This window comes from Peribacillus sp. NJ4 (assembly GCF_030348345.1).
Taxonomy (GTDB): domain Bacteria; phylum Bacillota; class Bacilli; order Bacillales; family DSM-1321; genus Peribacillus.
In genome coordinates, this window is the sequence record NZ_JAUCFQ010000001.1 from 1,106,502 (window position 1) to 1,120,712 (window position 14,211).

Consider the following 14,211-nt stretch of genomic DNA (forward strand, 5'->3'; position numbering starts at 1 on the left):
GACGAAAAGTATGGTGGGATTTGTCCTATCATGCTTTTTTGTGTACGCAGGTCTATTCGAGCTGCCTTATTTGTTAACGATTTTAGGTCCTTATCTATAGATAAGGCCGATGCCCGCAGGAGCTTTCTACTCAAATGGCTTGTTCATTTGTAAAGGTAGGGGGACCATTGCGGGCATTTTTTGGATTCGGGAATTTTAATCACTCACTCATTCAAGGAGGATCATTAGATGAATACAATGACTTATGAAAAATTACAATATATCCAACTCAAGGAAATGGTGAAAAACCATTGCGTAAGCGGTTTAGGAAAAGCGTTATTGGATCAGCTTAAGCCGAGCAGCATTTTGAAGGTCGTTAAAAATCGTTTGAACGAGACTACGGAGGCTAGGAACTTACTGAATGCGGAAAGCCATATTCCCTTAAAAGGCATTTCTCATATTGGCCTCCATATCGACAAACTGGAAAAAGGAATGATTTTGGAGCCGTCAGAGTTAGTGGCGATAGCAGACTTCTTAAGAGGCTGCAGGAATATCAAGAAATTCATGACCGATAAAGAGTTCTTTGCACCAACACTGCATTCCTACGCCCGCTCCATGACTGAATTCAGGAGCATTGAAGAAGAAATCCAATTCACCATCAAAGGAAATGCTGTTGTTTCCGAAGCCAGCAAGGATCTGAAACGGATCAGGAACCAAATCATCAAGACAGAAGGTAAAATAGAGGAACGACTGAATAAGTTCTTGAAGAGCGGAGCCAATAAAGAGTTCATTCAGGAATTTTTCATCAGTAAAAAGGATGATCGCTACACCATCCCGATCAAAGCCTCCTATAAAAATCAAGTGGCCGGAACGATTGTGGAAGTATCCGCAAAAGGGGCTACCGTGTTCATTGAACCTGCCTCGGTAACGAAATTGAATGTAGAATTGGCCAGTTTAAAAGCGGAGGAATCGATGGAAGAGTATCAACTTTTGGCTACATTATCCGGAACGGTTTTCGAACAGTTGAAACCGATCAAGATAAACATCGAGTTAATCAGTCAATATGACATGATCTTCGCAAAAGCCAAGTTCAGTAAAAGCACGGATGCCATCGAACCGAAAATCAATGATCATGGTTATATTAAATTAAAGGGCTGTAAACATCCCCTTTTGCCGCAAGACAGCGTACCTTTGGATTTCGAAATCGGTAAGGACTATCGCAGCTTGATTATTACCGGCCCTAATGCCGGGGGTAAAACGGTCGTCCTGAAAACGATCGGCATCCTTACATTGGCCGTCATGTCAGGGCTGCATGTTGCCGGGAAAGAGGGGACGGAGCTTGCCGTCTTCGATCAGGTATTCGTCGATATCGGTGATAACCAAAGCATTGAAAATGCACTGAGCACATTTTCGTCGCATATGAAAAACATCTCGGAAATCATGGCGGCATTAACCAATAACTCATTGCTGCTGTTCGATGAAATTGGGAGCGGAACGGAACCGAATGAAGGTGCCGCGTTAGCGATTGCCATCCTTGAGGAATTTTACCAAAGGGGCTGCATTACCGTTGCGACGACCCATTATGGTGAAATCAAGCGCTATTCGGAAATCCACAGTGATTTCATGAATGCGGCCATGCAATTCAATAGTGAAACACTTGAGCCAAAGTATAAGCTGTTGATCGGTCAATCCGGGGAAAGCAATGCCCTGTGGATAGCGAAAAAAATGAATGTACGTGAAAAGGTTTTGCAAAAGGCAAAGCTATATATCGACAATAAAGACTACGACTTGGAGCGTGTCCAGGAAGGTAAAATCAAAAAAGCGAAGCCAGCTGCCGTTCCTAAGGAGGCATCGTATGAATATGAAGTCGGCGACAAAGTGAAGGTAAGCGAACTGAATGGATATGGGATCGTTTATAAGAAAAAGGATTCATACAATAATGTCACCGTTCTTATCGAAGATACCTTCAAGGAGGTTCATGCCAATAGGCTGGAGCTTGAAATAAAGGCCATCGAATTATATCCTGAAGGCTATGATCTCAATTCCCTATTTGTCAGTTACAAAGAAAGGAAATTGAACCACGACCTTGAAAGGGGATCAAAAAAGGCGCTAAAGAATGTAGCGGCGGATATACGGAAGAAACTTGGTGAATAGTACGATCATCTAATATGCAAAAAAGCCTCTCTAAAATGAGAGGCTTTTTTGCGTTGTATTGCCAAAAGTCTATTTTACTGAGCCCTTTTATTTCTATCATTATACAGATTGATTAATTCTGCATTTTGCTCATTCATTTTTTTCACATTCTTATTAATCGTTGCCAATTCCCATAGTACAGCTAATCCAAAGATTAGCATAAGCGTTAATAAATCCATTGTTGCCCTCCTATTGATGTTTTGTACCTTTATGTTTAAACGACTCTCTTTACTTTCCTTGGATTCAATTCCTCAACTTGGGAAGGCGAGTTTTTTCTTTGATAATAATTGTTTTGAATCAATGCATATATCACTAAAAAAGTTCCCAGTAATTCGAATGATGATAGTGATCCTCCTTGAATGAAAACGATGGCCAACGTGGTTATTGGCACTAAATTGATAAATAGGATTCCATTGATCGGCGTTAAAAGTTTAATGCCTAAATTCCAGCTTAAAAGGGCTATGGCACCGGGGAAAATAATCATGAAAATCATTTCACCATAAATGGATTGCATAACCTCTGCTGTAGGGACAGACAGGCCCAGTACAGTTGCAAATAATGTTATGATTCCTGATACCGAAGTTCCTAAAATACATGTTAAAGTCGAATAGCGGAGTGTTGACCATCCATTGAATTGGTCGCCGCCCATTGTATATATAACCCAGCCTATCACCCCGATGAGAATGAAAAGTAGAGGAATGATGCTATCGTTCAATGAAAATAGGAATGATAATTTGCCATTGGTAATGACAAGAATGGCCCCAATTAAGGCAAGGAGCATACTGGCGATGTTATATTTCATGGGTTTGGAATTTTTGAAGACCCACATTATTAAAATTGAGATCATGGGCATTAATGATTCCATGATGGAAGCAACAATTACCCCGTTATGTCCCAGTAAGTCCTGACCTGCGAAAATGAGAAAGTTATATACTGTAAAAGCCATCGTTCCGAAAAACAATAACCTCTTTCCTTGCCCTTCCAGCTTGAATGACTCCTTCCCCTCTTTCATTAAAAGCAATATCCCTAAAATTACGCTAACAGCTAAATATCGCAAAAAAGAGAAATAAAAAGGATCAATATACATTAATGCCCTTTCTGCAACTGGAAACATGGCTCCCCAGGAAATACTGGCTGTCAAACATAAAAGTGCACCGATTAAAACTTGATTTTTTTTCATAAAAGCTTCCCCTCAAAAAATAATGATTGATTAAATTCCTATACACACCTTATGATAAAGTCATTATCATGTAAAATGACTTAAAATGAATATAACCATCATTATTAATGATAGTTGAGGAAGGGGGTCACTTTTATGGAAATACGGGATTTGCAAATATTCCAGTGCGTCGCTAAATATGGCAGCATAAGTAAGGCGGCTGTTGAGTTGAATTACGTCCAATCCAATGTAACGGCGAGGATTAAGCATTTAGAGCAGGAGTTACGGACGCCTTTATTCAATAGACATAAACGTGGTATGTCATTAACTGCAGAGGCCCGAAAAATGTTGGAGTATGTAAACAAAATTTTGCTTGATGTGGAAGAACTCAAGCAAGTATTCCTGGATAGTGAAACACCTACAGGGATATTGAACATAGGTACAGTTGAAACGGTCACCGATCTTCCCAAGATTCTAGCCTCTTATCATAAACAATATCCAAATGTCGATTTATCCATAAAGGCGGGATTAACAGAAGACCTAATTAAAGATGTCATTGAACATAGGCTGGATGGAGCTTTTGTTACAGGACCGATTAAACATCCACTCATTCAGCCATATGATGTTTGTACGGAAAAACTTGTATTGGTTACAAGAAATGAAACATTTGACCTTGAAGAAATTATAACAGAACCATTTTTGGTATTCAGTCAGGGATGTGGCTATCGCTCTAAACTGGAACAATGGCTGAAAGAAGAAGAAGTGATGCCCAAAAGGATCATGGAGTTCAATGTATTGGAAACGATCTTAACCAGCGTATCACTCGGTCTTGGCATTACTCTCGTACCACAATCAGCAGTAAATCACCTTGCAGCCAATGAAAAAGTGCACGTGCATGCAATTCCGGAAGAATACGGCAATATTTCGACTGTCTTCATTCACCGTAAAGATGCTTATATGACAAACTCCATGCAAAGCTTCTTACAAACGATCGAAGTGCATCATGACAACCGATTTAAGCTAAACCCTGGAACCACTCCTGAGCTAGTATGAAGGAAGGGGGAGCAGCATATCGCTTTACATAGAATGATAGAGGATCGCTGAAACCGTTGATTATTAGGCTGCGAAACTATTAAGGGTGGGGAAATCGTATGGATGAAAAAGATTGTTTAATTTTACAATATTTATATAAAGACCAGAATCTGACAAAAGCTGCAGAGCGACTTTACATGACCCAACCCGCATTAACGTACCGCGTAAGACAAATTGAAAAGGAATTCCAGACTGAAATACTAGCTAAAAATGGGAAAAATATCAAAATGACTCCTGCTGGAGAATATTTGGTAAGCTATGCGAACAAAATGCTCATAGATTTACGTCAAACAAAAGAGTATTTATTGAGTATGGGAAGTGAAACGAAGGGTAGTTTGAAATTAGGTATAAGCAGCCATTTCGGACTTTATAACCTGCCTTCCATTTTGGAAGAGTACATGGTTAATTGTCCTAAGGTCCATTTAAATGTTGATACGGGATTCAGTACGGAAATGATGGAATTGCTTATGCAAGGTGAGATTGATGTTGCGATTGTAAAAGGCGATTATGAGTGGTTCGATGAAAAGTTTCTTCTTGAGGAAGAAAATATATGCATCATTTCAAAAGATGAGATACCTGTTGATAGCCTTCCAGATTTTCCGATGATTAATCGTAAAGAACCGAATGTTTTGCTGAAATATAGAAATATATCGCAAATTCCCTCTGAAAAAAGTATTGATTATTGGTGGAATGAAAGGTTTACATCGTCTCCTCTGGTAATGATGCAAGTGGACAGCTATGAGACATGCAGGGAAATGGTAAAAAGAGGGCTGGGGTATGCCATTATTCCTCGTGTTTTTTTGCAAAAAAGTGATGATTTATTTTCCCATGATTTGATCTTAAAAAATGGTGAAGAGATAAAAAGAAGAACATGGATGTTATACCGGCAATCATCTTTACAATTAGCCAGTGTTTCCAAGTTTGTGAGTGAAATTAAAAAGCTATATTGCTAAAAGGAGATATTGATTGTTCTCCTTCCAGACTGTAGACAAACTCGAGGAAAAGCGAGTTTGTCTACAGTTTTTTTATAAAAAACGTTCAGCTTGATTTCAGAAATCCGCTCCCTTTCCGCCGACTGTCTGCCAAGCCTCCTCGGCGCAAGCGCCTGTGGGGTCTCGGCTAGCCAGTTATTCGGCAGGAGTGTCGCAGATTTCTTCAATCCAGTTAGGGTTCGACTCCATAAAAAAAGTAAAACATGAAGGTAAACCAAGTCTTCTTTTAAAATCATGGTTTGAGATTAGAGCATTCGGACCCTACAGTTTTTTATTTAAAAAACGTTCCAGTTGATAGGAATGGAAGGTACGAGACTCCTGAGGGGAAAGAGCGCGGAGGAGGACTCCCTATGCTTATTACATGGGTGAGAATGATGCAGAATCCGTTGCAGCATGGCAATATCTTTGGTCGCCTTGTAAAACCAATAGCCAAACGTTTTTCGCAAGGTATGGTTGCCGACATGTTCTAAGCCAGTTTGAAGGCTATAAGATGAGAGGTAAAACAAAATAGACCCCTAAAAGCTTAGAGGAGTCTATTTCTTGTGTCGTTGATTTGTATTAATTTTTTACATCTTTTGAGTTACTAAAAATTTTAAAAATAAAGAGCGCACTAAAGAAAATAACCGGTATCCCTATAATAATATAAAAGATATGGGGATACTGGGCCAGCGATATAGCATAGCAGTGGTATTTATTATTACTTCGGTTTCCTTATGTTTTTCGTTTATTAATCTTGTTACCTCTAGAAAGTATTTAACATTAACCATAGGTGAAACTAACGATAACTTGGAAAAGCATTTGTGAATTATTTAGACAAAAAGCCAACGATTTCGTTGGCTTTTTGTCTGTACGATCATTTCAATTATCATACATTCAAATTAGAGAAAAAAATACCCTTCTTAAACTAAACTGGTAGTTTGGATAAAGAAAAATTGTATTAATTTTCATAAATTAGGAAAATATATAAATAATAACAATAAGGAGGGAACAGAGATGGAAGTAAATATGAGTGTTGAAGAAGTCGTGAATCAAATTTCTCAATTAGTAGAAAAAGAAGGGAAGCCACCTCGAAAGAAAGAGGTAAAGAAGTCAGATCCGGAGTTAATGAAAAATGCATTGTATTATTTTCCTAGTTGGGATACTGCAGTAGAACATAGCATTGGATCTTAACCATAAACGATACATAAACATTTTATTTTTCAAATTAGTATATAAGGCAAGGAAAGTTATGAAGGCCGCCAATTGGCGGCCTTTTGAACGTGCGATTCTTTACATTATCATACATTCAAATTGGTTTTAAAAAGTACTCCTTATTCAAATTTTCTATTGGGTAGTTTAGTTGAATAAAGATATGGACGCATCAAAGGATTCCTGGTCTCAATTAGGGAAAGATTATTTCCGGCAAGCCCGTATTAATGTCGATGGATTACCGATGCGTGAAGCGTTAACTGGTGAAAACGATGTATTAGAACAATTTTTTGATGTTGAATATGTTTTTGATTCCACACGACCAACAGCTAAATTACTTATTCCTTAAGGAGTAACTGTACAATTCGAAATTAGGGATGGAGAAGAGTATCGATCTTTTTTAAGTCTATAAAGTCTGATACTTGCAAAGAAGCATAGTGTAACTTTTTTACATATGGGACCGTATAATAATTTGTTAAAACACTTGAAAAGAGGGTTCCAATGAAAAAGATATTGTTGATTTTGGCAGCCGTTTTTTTGGTAACAGGACTTAGTGCTTGTAAAGGAGTACAGGAGGAAAATAAGGAATCTCCACCAATTTCAGAAAAGCCAAATGATAATCCTAAGCAAACCGACGGGCAAGATGAAGATCCTACAGGTGAATCGGTGGATGATCCGACAAAAGATCGGCCAAATACGAAAACGGATATGATCATATTAGAAGGTATGGAAGAATCATTCCAATTCACGCTTCATCATAGTCAGGCATTGGGATTCTCAACCTATATCGTGGATGACATGGTCGTTGAAGAGGCTAGTTCTGGTGAAGGAGATGCAATGATTGTTTTTGCAAATTTTGCAGGCAAGAGAAATGAGGATGCCAAAGTTCAGATATTTTCCAAAGGGGAGGGTACGAATGCGACAATAGAAGAACAGGCGGAGTTTGCGAGGGAAGTTGTGATAAGCAACGACTTTGAGATTAAACAGCGATCTGATAATACGCCTAACCGATTTGATTGGTCTGAGGTCGAATTTGACATTAGTCAGATGGACAGTAATTATTCAATATTGGGTACAGTGTCGGTTTTTCAACATGGCGACCGCGTTTACTATGCGATAGTTCAATACCCGGAAGATTATGAAGAAGGCTTCATACCGCGGGTTGTAAAAATGTTTGATGATATCGTATGGTATGAAGCACCTTGATAAATGAGTATCTGAAATTGGGTACCATTTTAACAGAGAGTGGTAATATATTTGTCCAAAAAGGGGGGCATAAGAAGGAATACTGTTGAACGGTAGGGAGCTACTAGACCTAGTTCATTCAAAAAACTTTGATAGCAGCCCTTTTTTTCTTTCTTTTGACTAGTTAATTGAGCCCAATTGACTCTAATTTCACCTCTAATTCAGTCTTAGCCTAATTTCTCAGAATTTTAGTGAGAAATTAGGCTTTTTTACCTTTCATTATCCTTAATGTTGTAAATTCGCATTTTCCTGACTTTACCCCATATAAAACAGTAAAAAATCATGGATTATAACTAGTTCTTGTTTTGAAACTATGAGGATCCCCAATGAGTTAATCCCGTTAAAGCTCCATGCTGGTTCAAAATGAGACCACTCCTAACCCCCTTTTCGTATTCAGAAATTTCGATAAATTTATAAATATTCATAGTTGTTACTATATTGAACTATAAAAAAATTTTTTAGTTTCATAAAAAAACCTTAATTTTACTTATCATTAAAGTGAACGTAATATTTAAAAAGAAACATTTAATTTTCTGAATTTTTTGGAGGTTGTATATTTATGTCAATACATATTGCTGAAGGAAAGAATTCGATTCAAATGGCAGTTGATGCCCGTGATGCTCAATTACGTGAGCTTGCATTGAACATTCATGCTCATCCAGAACTTAGTTTCCATGAATACCAGGCAGTGAAATGGTTGATAGAGCCTTTAAAGAAGGCCGGCTTCTCGATAGAAAAAGGGGTAGCAAATTTAGAAACTTCATTCAGGGCAACATGGGAGGGGCATCCTGGTGGTCCCACGATTGCCATTTTAGCTGAATATGATGCACTGGCAGGACTAGGCCATGGATGTGGCCATAATATTATTGGAACATCTGCCATTGGAGCGGCATTGGCACTGAAAGATGCTCATCCTGACCTTCCGGGGAAAATCGTCGTATTGGGGACGCCTGCGGAAGAGGAAGGCGGAGGGAAAATTTTGATGGTCGAGGATGGCATTTTCGATGATGTGGATGTAGCCATGATGTGTCATCCGCAAAAACAGTCCATGGTATTGCGTGGCGGACTGGCATGTGTGGATGCATCTTTTAAGTTTTATGGTAAAGCATCACATGCATCTTCTGCTCCCGAAAAAGGAATCAGTGCTCTTGATGCAGTCATTAATACTTTTGTTGCCGTCAATTCTTTACGTCAGTTTTTTAAAGATGATGTGAGAATCCATGGAATCATAACAAAGGGCGGGGATGCAACAAATGTAGTTCCCGCCAATTGCGAGGCTGAATTTTTACTGAGGGCAAGCACTGTGGAAGAGTTAAATGTTGTTCGTGAGAAAGTATATGCTGCAGCTCGTCATGCTACAGAAGCCATAGGTGCCAGGATCGAGATAACCGAAGGCCTGATATATGCTGAACGAAATAATAATAAAGCATTAGCCGCCTTATTTAAAGATAATCTAGAGATGTTAGGGGAGGTTGTATGTGACCCGCCTGCAAAAGGAGGAATCGGTTCATCGGATATTGGTAATGTTGGACAAGTAACTGCAACGATTCATCCGTACATCAAAATAACGGATGACGCAATTACCCATACTCCAGAGTTTGTACAAGCTGCAGCTTCAGAGAGGGGAATGATTGGATTAAATAAAGCAGCAAAGGCTTTAGCGATGACAGCATACGAAGTATGTATGAACCCTCAGCTTCTTCAAGAAATTCGGGAAGAATTCGAAGGGTGGAAAGCTAATAAATCATGTATATGAAAATAAGGGAAGATTCCGTTTTGCGGGGGATCCAGGTGGAAATAATGTAAAAGGTGGTACGAAAAATGAGTAAAGTGAGTGCTGAAAAAATAAAGAGTGAACCCCCATTCAAAAAAAGTAAAATAAAAATGCCACACACATTTGTAATTATTATTTGTATGATCCTATTTGCAGCTGCTCTAAGCTATTTAGTGCCCGCAGGTGAGTTTGACAGAGTGGAAGATGAAAAAAATGGTAATACAGTAGTAGTGGAAAACTCTTATCATTCTGTAGAGAACAACCCCATTGGTATATTCGAGGTTCCTTTAGCAATTGTTCATGGCCTTGTAGATGCAAGTGACACAGTTTTCTTTATTTTCATTGTCGGTGGAGTATTTCAAATCATTAATTCCACAGGTACGATTGAAGCCGTGGCTGCGAGGGTTGGAAAGACTTTCATGAACCAAGGAATCGTCATCATTCCCATTTTTTTAACTCTATTTTCAATCGGCGGATTCACGATTGGAATGTCGGCAGAAGTCATGGCATTTGTACCCATTGGCATTGCAATTGCAAGGTCTTTAGGCTATGATGCTTTGACTGGAACTGCCATGGTGACGCTCGGCGCAGCTGTCGGCTTTACAGCTGGACTTCTTAATCCTTTCAATGTAGGAATCGCTCAAGCCATTGCAGAAGTTCCGATGTTTTCCGGGATGTGGTTACGTGGAATCATTTTGGTGGTTTTACTGATTGTCACGAGCATTTATATCATTAGATATGCAAAAAAAGTGAAGAATAATCCACAAGCCGGTATTGTGTATGACTTGGAAAAAGAGGAAAAGCATGAGAATTTGGATATATTCTCTTTATCCTCCATGAAGCTTAGACATTACTTAACGATTATTGTCGTGTTGATAGGATTTAGCTTCTTGATTTGGGGTGTTTCCGAAAAAGGCTGGTGGATGGAAGAATTAGCTGCATTTTTCTTATCTTTAGGTGTTGTTGTTGGGTTTTTATCTAAATATGGTCCGAGCAAAATTGCCAGCGAGTTTGTACAGGGGGCAAGGGATATTACATTCGGTGCTTTTATTGTTGGTCTGGCAAAAGGTGTGGTCGTAGTGTTAGAGCAAGGACATGTTATCGATTCAGTTGTAAATGGACTTGCAGCAACGGTAGGTCATTTGCCTAGTTCGATCCAAGTTCTTGGCATGTATGTATTTCAGACCATCATGAATGTGTTCATCACTTCAGGAACGGGTATGGCAGCAACGACCATGCCGATTTTGACACCGCTTTCCGACCTGATCGGTGTTACAAGGCAAACGACCATACTTACTTATCAGTTGGGAGATGGTCTATCAAACTGCATTCTCCCTACCTCTGCCATGCTTATGGGAAGCTTGGCAGTCTCTAAAATCAAATATCAAGAATGGGTGAAGTTCTTCTGGCCCTTGTTATTGATCTGGATTGTAATAGGTGCTGTGTTTATATTAATAGCGGATTTCATTAGATACTAAACCTTAAAAAACGAATGGCTCTTTGGTTGCTCTGAGTTTGTAGACAAAAGGGGTTCTATCTAAAGTTTAAAAAAAGTTGATTGGAGCGGGTGTTCGGGACTCCTGCGGGAAAAGCGTGTCTAAGGGAGACCCCACAGGCGCAAAGAGCGCCGAGGGCGGACCGCCCGCGGAAAGCGAGTGCCCTACGTTCCAATCAACGTTCACTGTAGAGAAAATCAATCGAGTTTGTCTACAGTCTGAGAGCAGCTCTTTAGCTGCTCTTTTTTATGTTGTTTGAATTACTGCTTTAAACGAGGTGAAGAAGGATAAATGATTGGTTTAGAGAATAATTATGGAAAGGGTCATACGTTCTCGAAAAATGAATTTGATAGAAAATAGGTGAAGCAAGTGGAGTTGGATACTTTATATAAGACATATCAACCTTTTCTTTTTTCCATCGCATACCGGATGCTTGGATCGATTACCGACGCAGAAGATATCGTTCATGATTTATTCCTGCAGCTTAAGCTTGATACCGACCAAATTAAGGACATGAAAGCATATCTTGCGAAAATGACGACAAATCGCTGTCTAAACTTTTTAAAATCAGCCCATAAGAGAAGAGAGGTTTACACAGGACCTTGGCTGCCTGAACCTCGGGTAAACGAAACAGAGCAGCCTTTAGATAAGGTTGTAACGGATGAAACGGTTGCTTATGCCTTCCTCGTTTTGCTGGAACAGCTGTCACCTGTTGAAAGAGCGGTGTTCGTGCTTAGAGAAGCATTCGCTTACAGCTATGAGGATATTGCCGAGATGCTGGAAAAGACTGAAGTGAACTGCAGAAAGATCTACAGCCGGGCTAAGCGGAAATTGAAGAATGATATGTCAGTCCTTCCGGAGGATACAAAACATGTCGATCTTTTGGCAAAAACATTCATAAAAGCATCAAAGACAGGGAACTTTGAGGAGTTTTTGGATATCCTTACAGAAGATGTCGTTCTTGTCACTGATGGCGGAGGAAAAGTGCTTTCTGCTTTAAATCCAATTGTAAACAAACAGCGCGTATCCTCCTTTCTTAAAGGAGTTTCTGCTAAAGGAGGTTTCATAGGAGAGCTTCTTCCGGTGATGGTCAATGGTCAGGAAGGGATTTTGCAAATGAAAGACGGGCAGCCTATCAAAGTCATCTGCTTTGAATTAGATCCAAAACAAGAAAATATCCGGAAAATCTTCATAGTTTCAAATCCGGATAAATTAACTCATATTCCTGTTCCTTAATAGAATGGACAGAGGGCTCATACGGGCTCTCTATTTTTATGTCACAAATCAATTCTCTATTTTGTCTTATAAGTGAAACCTAAAAAGATTTAATGGAGGAGATAGACATGGAACAACGCATTAACTACATGAAAACAAATCGGGAAGTAATCAAATTGATGATGGAATTCGAGGAGTACAAGAAAACAACGGAAATCGATAGCAAGTTAATCGAATTGATTAAAATTCGTGCGTCTCAAATCAACGGCTGTGCGTACTGCTTGGATATGCACACAAAGGATGCCCGGGCAATGGGTGAAACGGAACAAAGAATTTACTGTTTAAGTGCTTGGCGTGAATCGCCATTCTATCTTGAGTCGGAAAGGGCAGCGCTGGAATTGACGGAAGCGGTCACGGCCATTTCAGCAAACGGTGTCCCGGATGATCTGTATGAGCGGGTCCGCCTTCACTTTGATGAAAAACAATATATCGATCTCGTTACCATAATCATCACAATCAACGGCTGGAACCGATTGGCCATTTCGGCAAGAAGCATACCCGGACACTATAAGCCTGTAATGGAAAAATGATTTTGAACAAAAAAAACCCCTTGTATGGTTATAACGGGTTCCGTTTACAGGGAGAAACAATGCAATTAGCATATAAATTAGATGACCAATTCGCAAAGCGATTTGGTCTCAATTTTTCCCATAAACCTTGATTTAACGGGAGTTTAGCACACTTCTGCGAAACAACTAATGGACTTGATGGAAGAATTAATACCTGCTCAAAAGTTAAGGATAAAATAAAAACAATAAAAAGCCACGTTTTTGTATAAATCGTGGCTTTTTATAATTATTTTTCTTTTTTATAAAAGCGTTCACCCGTATCAGGATTATAATACACCCTTGTTTTTTCTCCAGTCACAGGGTCTATATTTATTTCATCTGTCGATTGAAATCCATCAGGAACTTTCACACCGTGATTACGATTAAGCCGTTTATCATAGATAAAGTATCCTAGTAAAATGCATAAGATAACTATAATAATTTGTAATATATAGTACCCTATGATGAATTTCATTATATTGTCTCCACAATGACGGCAGTTCCATATGCAACTATTTCACTCATATTTTTACCGATTTCCCCAGAATCAAATCTCATCATTACAATTGCGTTTGCACCCATTTGATTGGCATTTTTTATCATACGGTCCATTGCTTCTTTTCTTGAATCTTCAAGCATAGCTGTATATTGCTTGATTTCTCCACCTACTAGGGATTTTAACCCTGCCATGATATCGCCGCCAAGCCCTCTGCTTCTTACAATTAGACCAAAAACAGGTCCTTTTACTTCTACAACTTTGTAACCTTCAATTTTTTCTGTGGTAACTACCAACACATTAATCGCCTCCATCTTATGCGTATATGTATGTTCTCTTGTCATAACGTAGCACTGCAATTCCTTTTTCCGACCAAACCTTCAGCGGGGTCTGACTTTATAAGGGTAATTATAACTTTTTCATCCCTATTACTTGGTCCAGAGCCGTGAACGAATACAACGGAAGGAACCAATCCATTATTTCAGCACCCATAACACTTTTTTTATCAGCCATTGTGTTACCTCCAGTGAATAATAACAAATAATAATTACCTTTTTATCAAGTGCAAAAATAATACCATTCCTATAAATTTTAACATAATATAAGCTTTATCCTTCTTATACAATAGGAAGTGCACTTATTTAACACGTAGCATATTTCGAGTAAACATAAAAAATCCCATTTCGTAAAAAAGAAATGGGATAAAATTTATTAGTGTTATTTTCTGCGGATTTGATTGTTATTTGTGTGTAGATTTATGATGCTAATTGCACA

14 protein-coding genes and 1 pseudogene are annotated in these 14,211 nt (G+C 38.9%); 10 read left to right on the forward strand and 5 right to left on the reverse strand.

Annotated elements, in window-relative coordinates:
- Nucleotides 1-228 precede the first annotated feature (228 nt).
- On the forward strand, nucleotides 229-2,133 hold the full coding sequence (locus tag QUF94_RS05565) for an endonuclease MutS2 (protein WP_289314966.1): 1,905 nt from the start codon (nucleotides 229-231) through the stop codon (nucleotides 2,131-2,133).
- 74 nt (nucleotides 2,134-2,207) lie between these two features.
- On the opposite strand, the gene QUF94_RS05570 is transcribed toward QUF94_RS05565, so the two are convergent.
- Entirely contained in the window at nucleotides 2,208-2,351 is a 144-nt protein-coding gene (locus QUF94_RS05570; RefSeq protein ID WP_289314967.1) for a hypothetical protein, read from the reverse strand.
- Between the two features lie 35 nt (nucleotides 2,352-2,386).
- Complete coding sequence (locus QUF94_RS05575; RefSeq protein ID WP_289314968.1) at nucleotides 2,387-3,352, reverse strand: DMT family transporter; 966 nt, start codon at nucleotides 3,350-3,352, stop codon at nucleotides 2,387-2,389.
- Between the two features lie 135 nt (nucleotides 3,353-3,487).
- Between QUF94_RS05575 and QUF94_RS05580 the strand changes: the two genes are divergently transcribed.
- Nucleotides 3,488-4,384 carry a LysR family transcriptional regulator gene (locus QUF94_RS05580; protein ID WP_289314969.1) on the forward strand — a complete coding sequence of 299 codons (897 nt, stop codon included), beginning with the start codon at nucleotides 3,488-3,490 and terminating at the stop codon, nucleotides 4,382-4,384.
- A gap of 98 nt (nucleotides 4,385-4,482) precedes the next feature.
- Nucleotides 4,483-5,376, forward strand: a complete 894-nt coding sequence (locus QUF94_RS05585) for a LysR family transcriptional regulator (protein WP_289314970.1) — start codon at nucleotides 4,483-4,485, stop codon at nucleotides 5,374-5,376.
- Between the two features lie 401 nt (nucleotides 5,377-5,777).
- On the opposite strand, the pseudogene QUF94_RS05590 reads toward QUF94_RS05585, so the two are convergent.
- Nucleotides 5,778-5,888, reverse strand: a pseudogene (locus tag QUF94_RS05590) (site-specific integrase); the annotation flags it as partial.
- A 520-nt stretch (nucleotides 5,889-6,408) separates the two neighbouring features.
- On the opposite strand from QUF94_RS05590, the gene QUF94_RS05595 reads away from it, so the two are divergent.
- The 7 genes from QUF94_RS05595 to QUF94_RS05625 all read left to right on the forward strand — a co-directional run bounded on the left by QUF94_RS05595 (nucleotide 6,409) and on the right by QUF94_RS05625 (nucleotide 12,923).
- Nucleotides 6,409-6,585 carry a hypothetical protein gene (locus QUF94_RS05595; protein ID WP_169803986.1) on the forward strand — a complete coding sequence of 59 codons (177 nt, stop codon included), beginning with the start codon at nucleotides 6,409-6,411 and terminating at the stop codon, nucleotides 6,583-6,585.
- A gap of 169 nt (nucleotides 6,586-6,754) precedes the next feature.
- Nucleotides 6,755-6,952: a hypothetical protein gene (locus tag QUF94_RS05600; protein WP_289314971.1), complete on the forward strand. Its 198-nt coding sequence runs from the start codon at nucleotides 6,755-6,757 to the stop codon at nucleotides 6,950-6,952.
- 152 nt (nucleotides 6,953-7,104) lie between these two features.
- Complete coding sequence (locus tag QUF94_RS05605; protein ID WP_289314972.1) at nucleotides 7,105-7,809, forward strand: hypothetical protein; 705 nt, start codon at nucleotides 7,105-7,107, stop codon at nucleotides 7,807-7,809.
- Between the two features lie 598 nt (nucleotides 7,810-8,407).
- A complete protein-coding gene (locus QUF94_RS05610; RefSeq protein ID WP_289314973.1) occupies nucleotides 8,408-9,604 on the forward strand; it encodes a M20 family metallopeptidase in 1,197 nt (398 codons plus the stop codon).
- 65 nt (nucleotides 9,605-9,669) lie between these two features.
- A complete protein-coding gene (locus QUF94_RS05615; RefSeq protein WP_289314974.1) occupies nucleotides 9,670-11,100 on the forward strand; it encodes a YfcC family protein in 1,431 nt (476 codons plus the stop codon).
- Nucleotides 11,101-11,487: 387 nt separating this feature from the next.
- On the forward strand, nucleotides 11,488-12,354 hold the full coding sequence (locus QUF94_RS05620; protein ID WP_289314975.1) for an RNA polymerase sigma-70 factor: 867 nt from the start codon (nucleotides 11,488-11,490) through the stop codon (nucleotides 12,352-12,354).
- A 107-nt stretch (nucleotides 12,355-12,461) separates the two neighbouring features.
- Nucleotides 12,462-12,923 (forward strand): carboxymuconolactone decarboxylase family protein, encoded by a 462-nt coding sequence (locus QUF94_RS05625; protein ID WP_289314976.1) that lies wholly within the window; start codon nucleotides 12,462-12,464, stop codon nucleotides 12,921-12,923.
- A 265-nt stretch (nucleotides 12,924-13,188) separates the two neighbouring features.
- On the opposite strand, the gene QUF94_RS05630 is transcribed toward QUF94_RS05625, so the two are convergent.
- Nucleotides 13,189-13,416 (reverse strand): hypothetical protein, encoded by a 228-nt coding sequence (locus QUF94_RS05630; RefSeq protein WP_289314977.1) that lies wholly within the window; start codon nucleotides 13,414-13,416, stop codon nucleotides 13,189-13,191.
- Entirely contained in the window at nucleotides 13,416-13,736 is a 321-nt protein-coding gene (locus QUF94_RS05635; protein ID WP_289314978.1) for a YbjQ family protein, read from the reverse strand. The genes QUF94_RS05630 and QUF94_RS05635 overlap by 1 nt, the downstream gene beginning before the upstream one ends.
- Nucleotides 13,737-14,211: the final 475 nt, after the last annotated feature.

Excerpts from the sequence above, each read along its gene's own strand:
- QUF94_RS05570 (WP_289314967.1), bottom strand. The coding sequence starts at position 2,351 with ATGGATTTATTAACGCTTATGCTAATCTTTGGATTAGCTGTACTATGG.
- QUF94_RS05565 (WP_289314966.1), top strand. The coding sequence starts at position 229 with ATGAATACAATGACTTATGAAAAATTACAATATATCCAACTCAAGGAA.
- QUF94_RS05575 (WP_289314968.1), bottom strand. The coding sequence starts at position 3,352 with ATGAAAAAAAATCAAGTTTTAATCGGTGCACTTTTATGTTTGACAGCC.
- QUF94_RS05625 (WP_289314976.1), top strand. The coding sequence starts at position 12,462 with ATGGAACAACGCATTAACTACATGAAAACAAATCGGGAAGTAATCAAA.
- QUF94_RS05585 (WP_289314970.1), top strand. The coding sequence starts at position 4,483 with ATGGATGAAAAAGATTGTTTAATTTTACAATATTTATATAAAGACCAG.
- QUF94_RS05580 (WP_289314969.1), top strand. The coding sequence starts at position 3,488 with ATGGAAATACGGGATTTGCAAATATTCCAGTGCGTCGCTAAATATGGC.
- QUF94_RS05605 (WP_289314972.1), top strand. The coding sequence starts at position 7,105 with ATGAAAAAGATATTGTTGATTTTGGCAGCCGTTTTTTTGGTAACAGGA.
- QUF94_RS05615 (WP_289314974.1), top strand. The coding sequence starts at position 9,670 with ATGAGTAAAGTGAGTGCTGAAAAAATAAAGAGTGAACCCCCATTCAAA.
- QUF94_RS05630 (WP_289314977.1), bottom strand. The coding sequence starts at position 13,416 with ATGAAATTCATCATAGGGTACTATATATTACAAATTATTATAGTTATC.
- QUF94_RS05610 (WP_289314973.1), top strand. The coding sequence starts at position 8,408 with ATGTCAATACATATTGCTGAAGGAAAGAATTCGATTCAAATGGCAGTT.
- QUF94_RS05595 (WP_169803986.1), top strand. The coding sequence starts at position 6,409 with ATGGAAGTAAATATGAGTGTTGAAGAAGTCGTGAATCAAATTTCTCAA.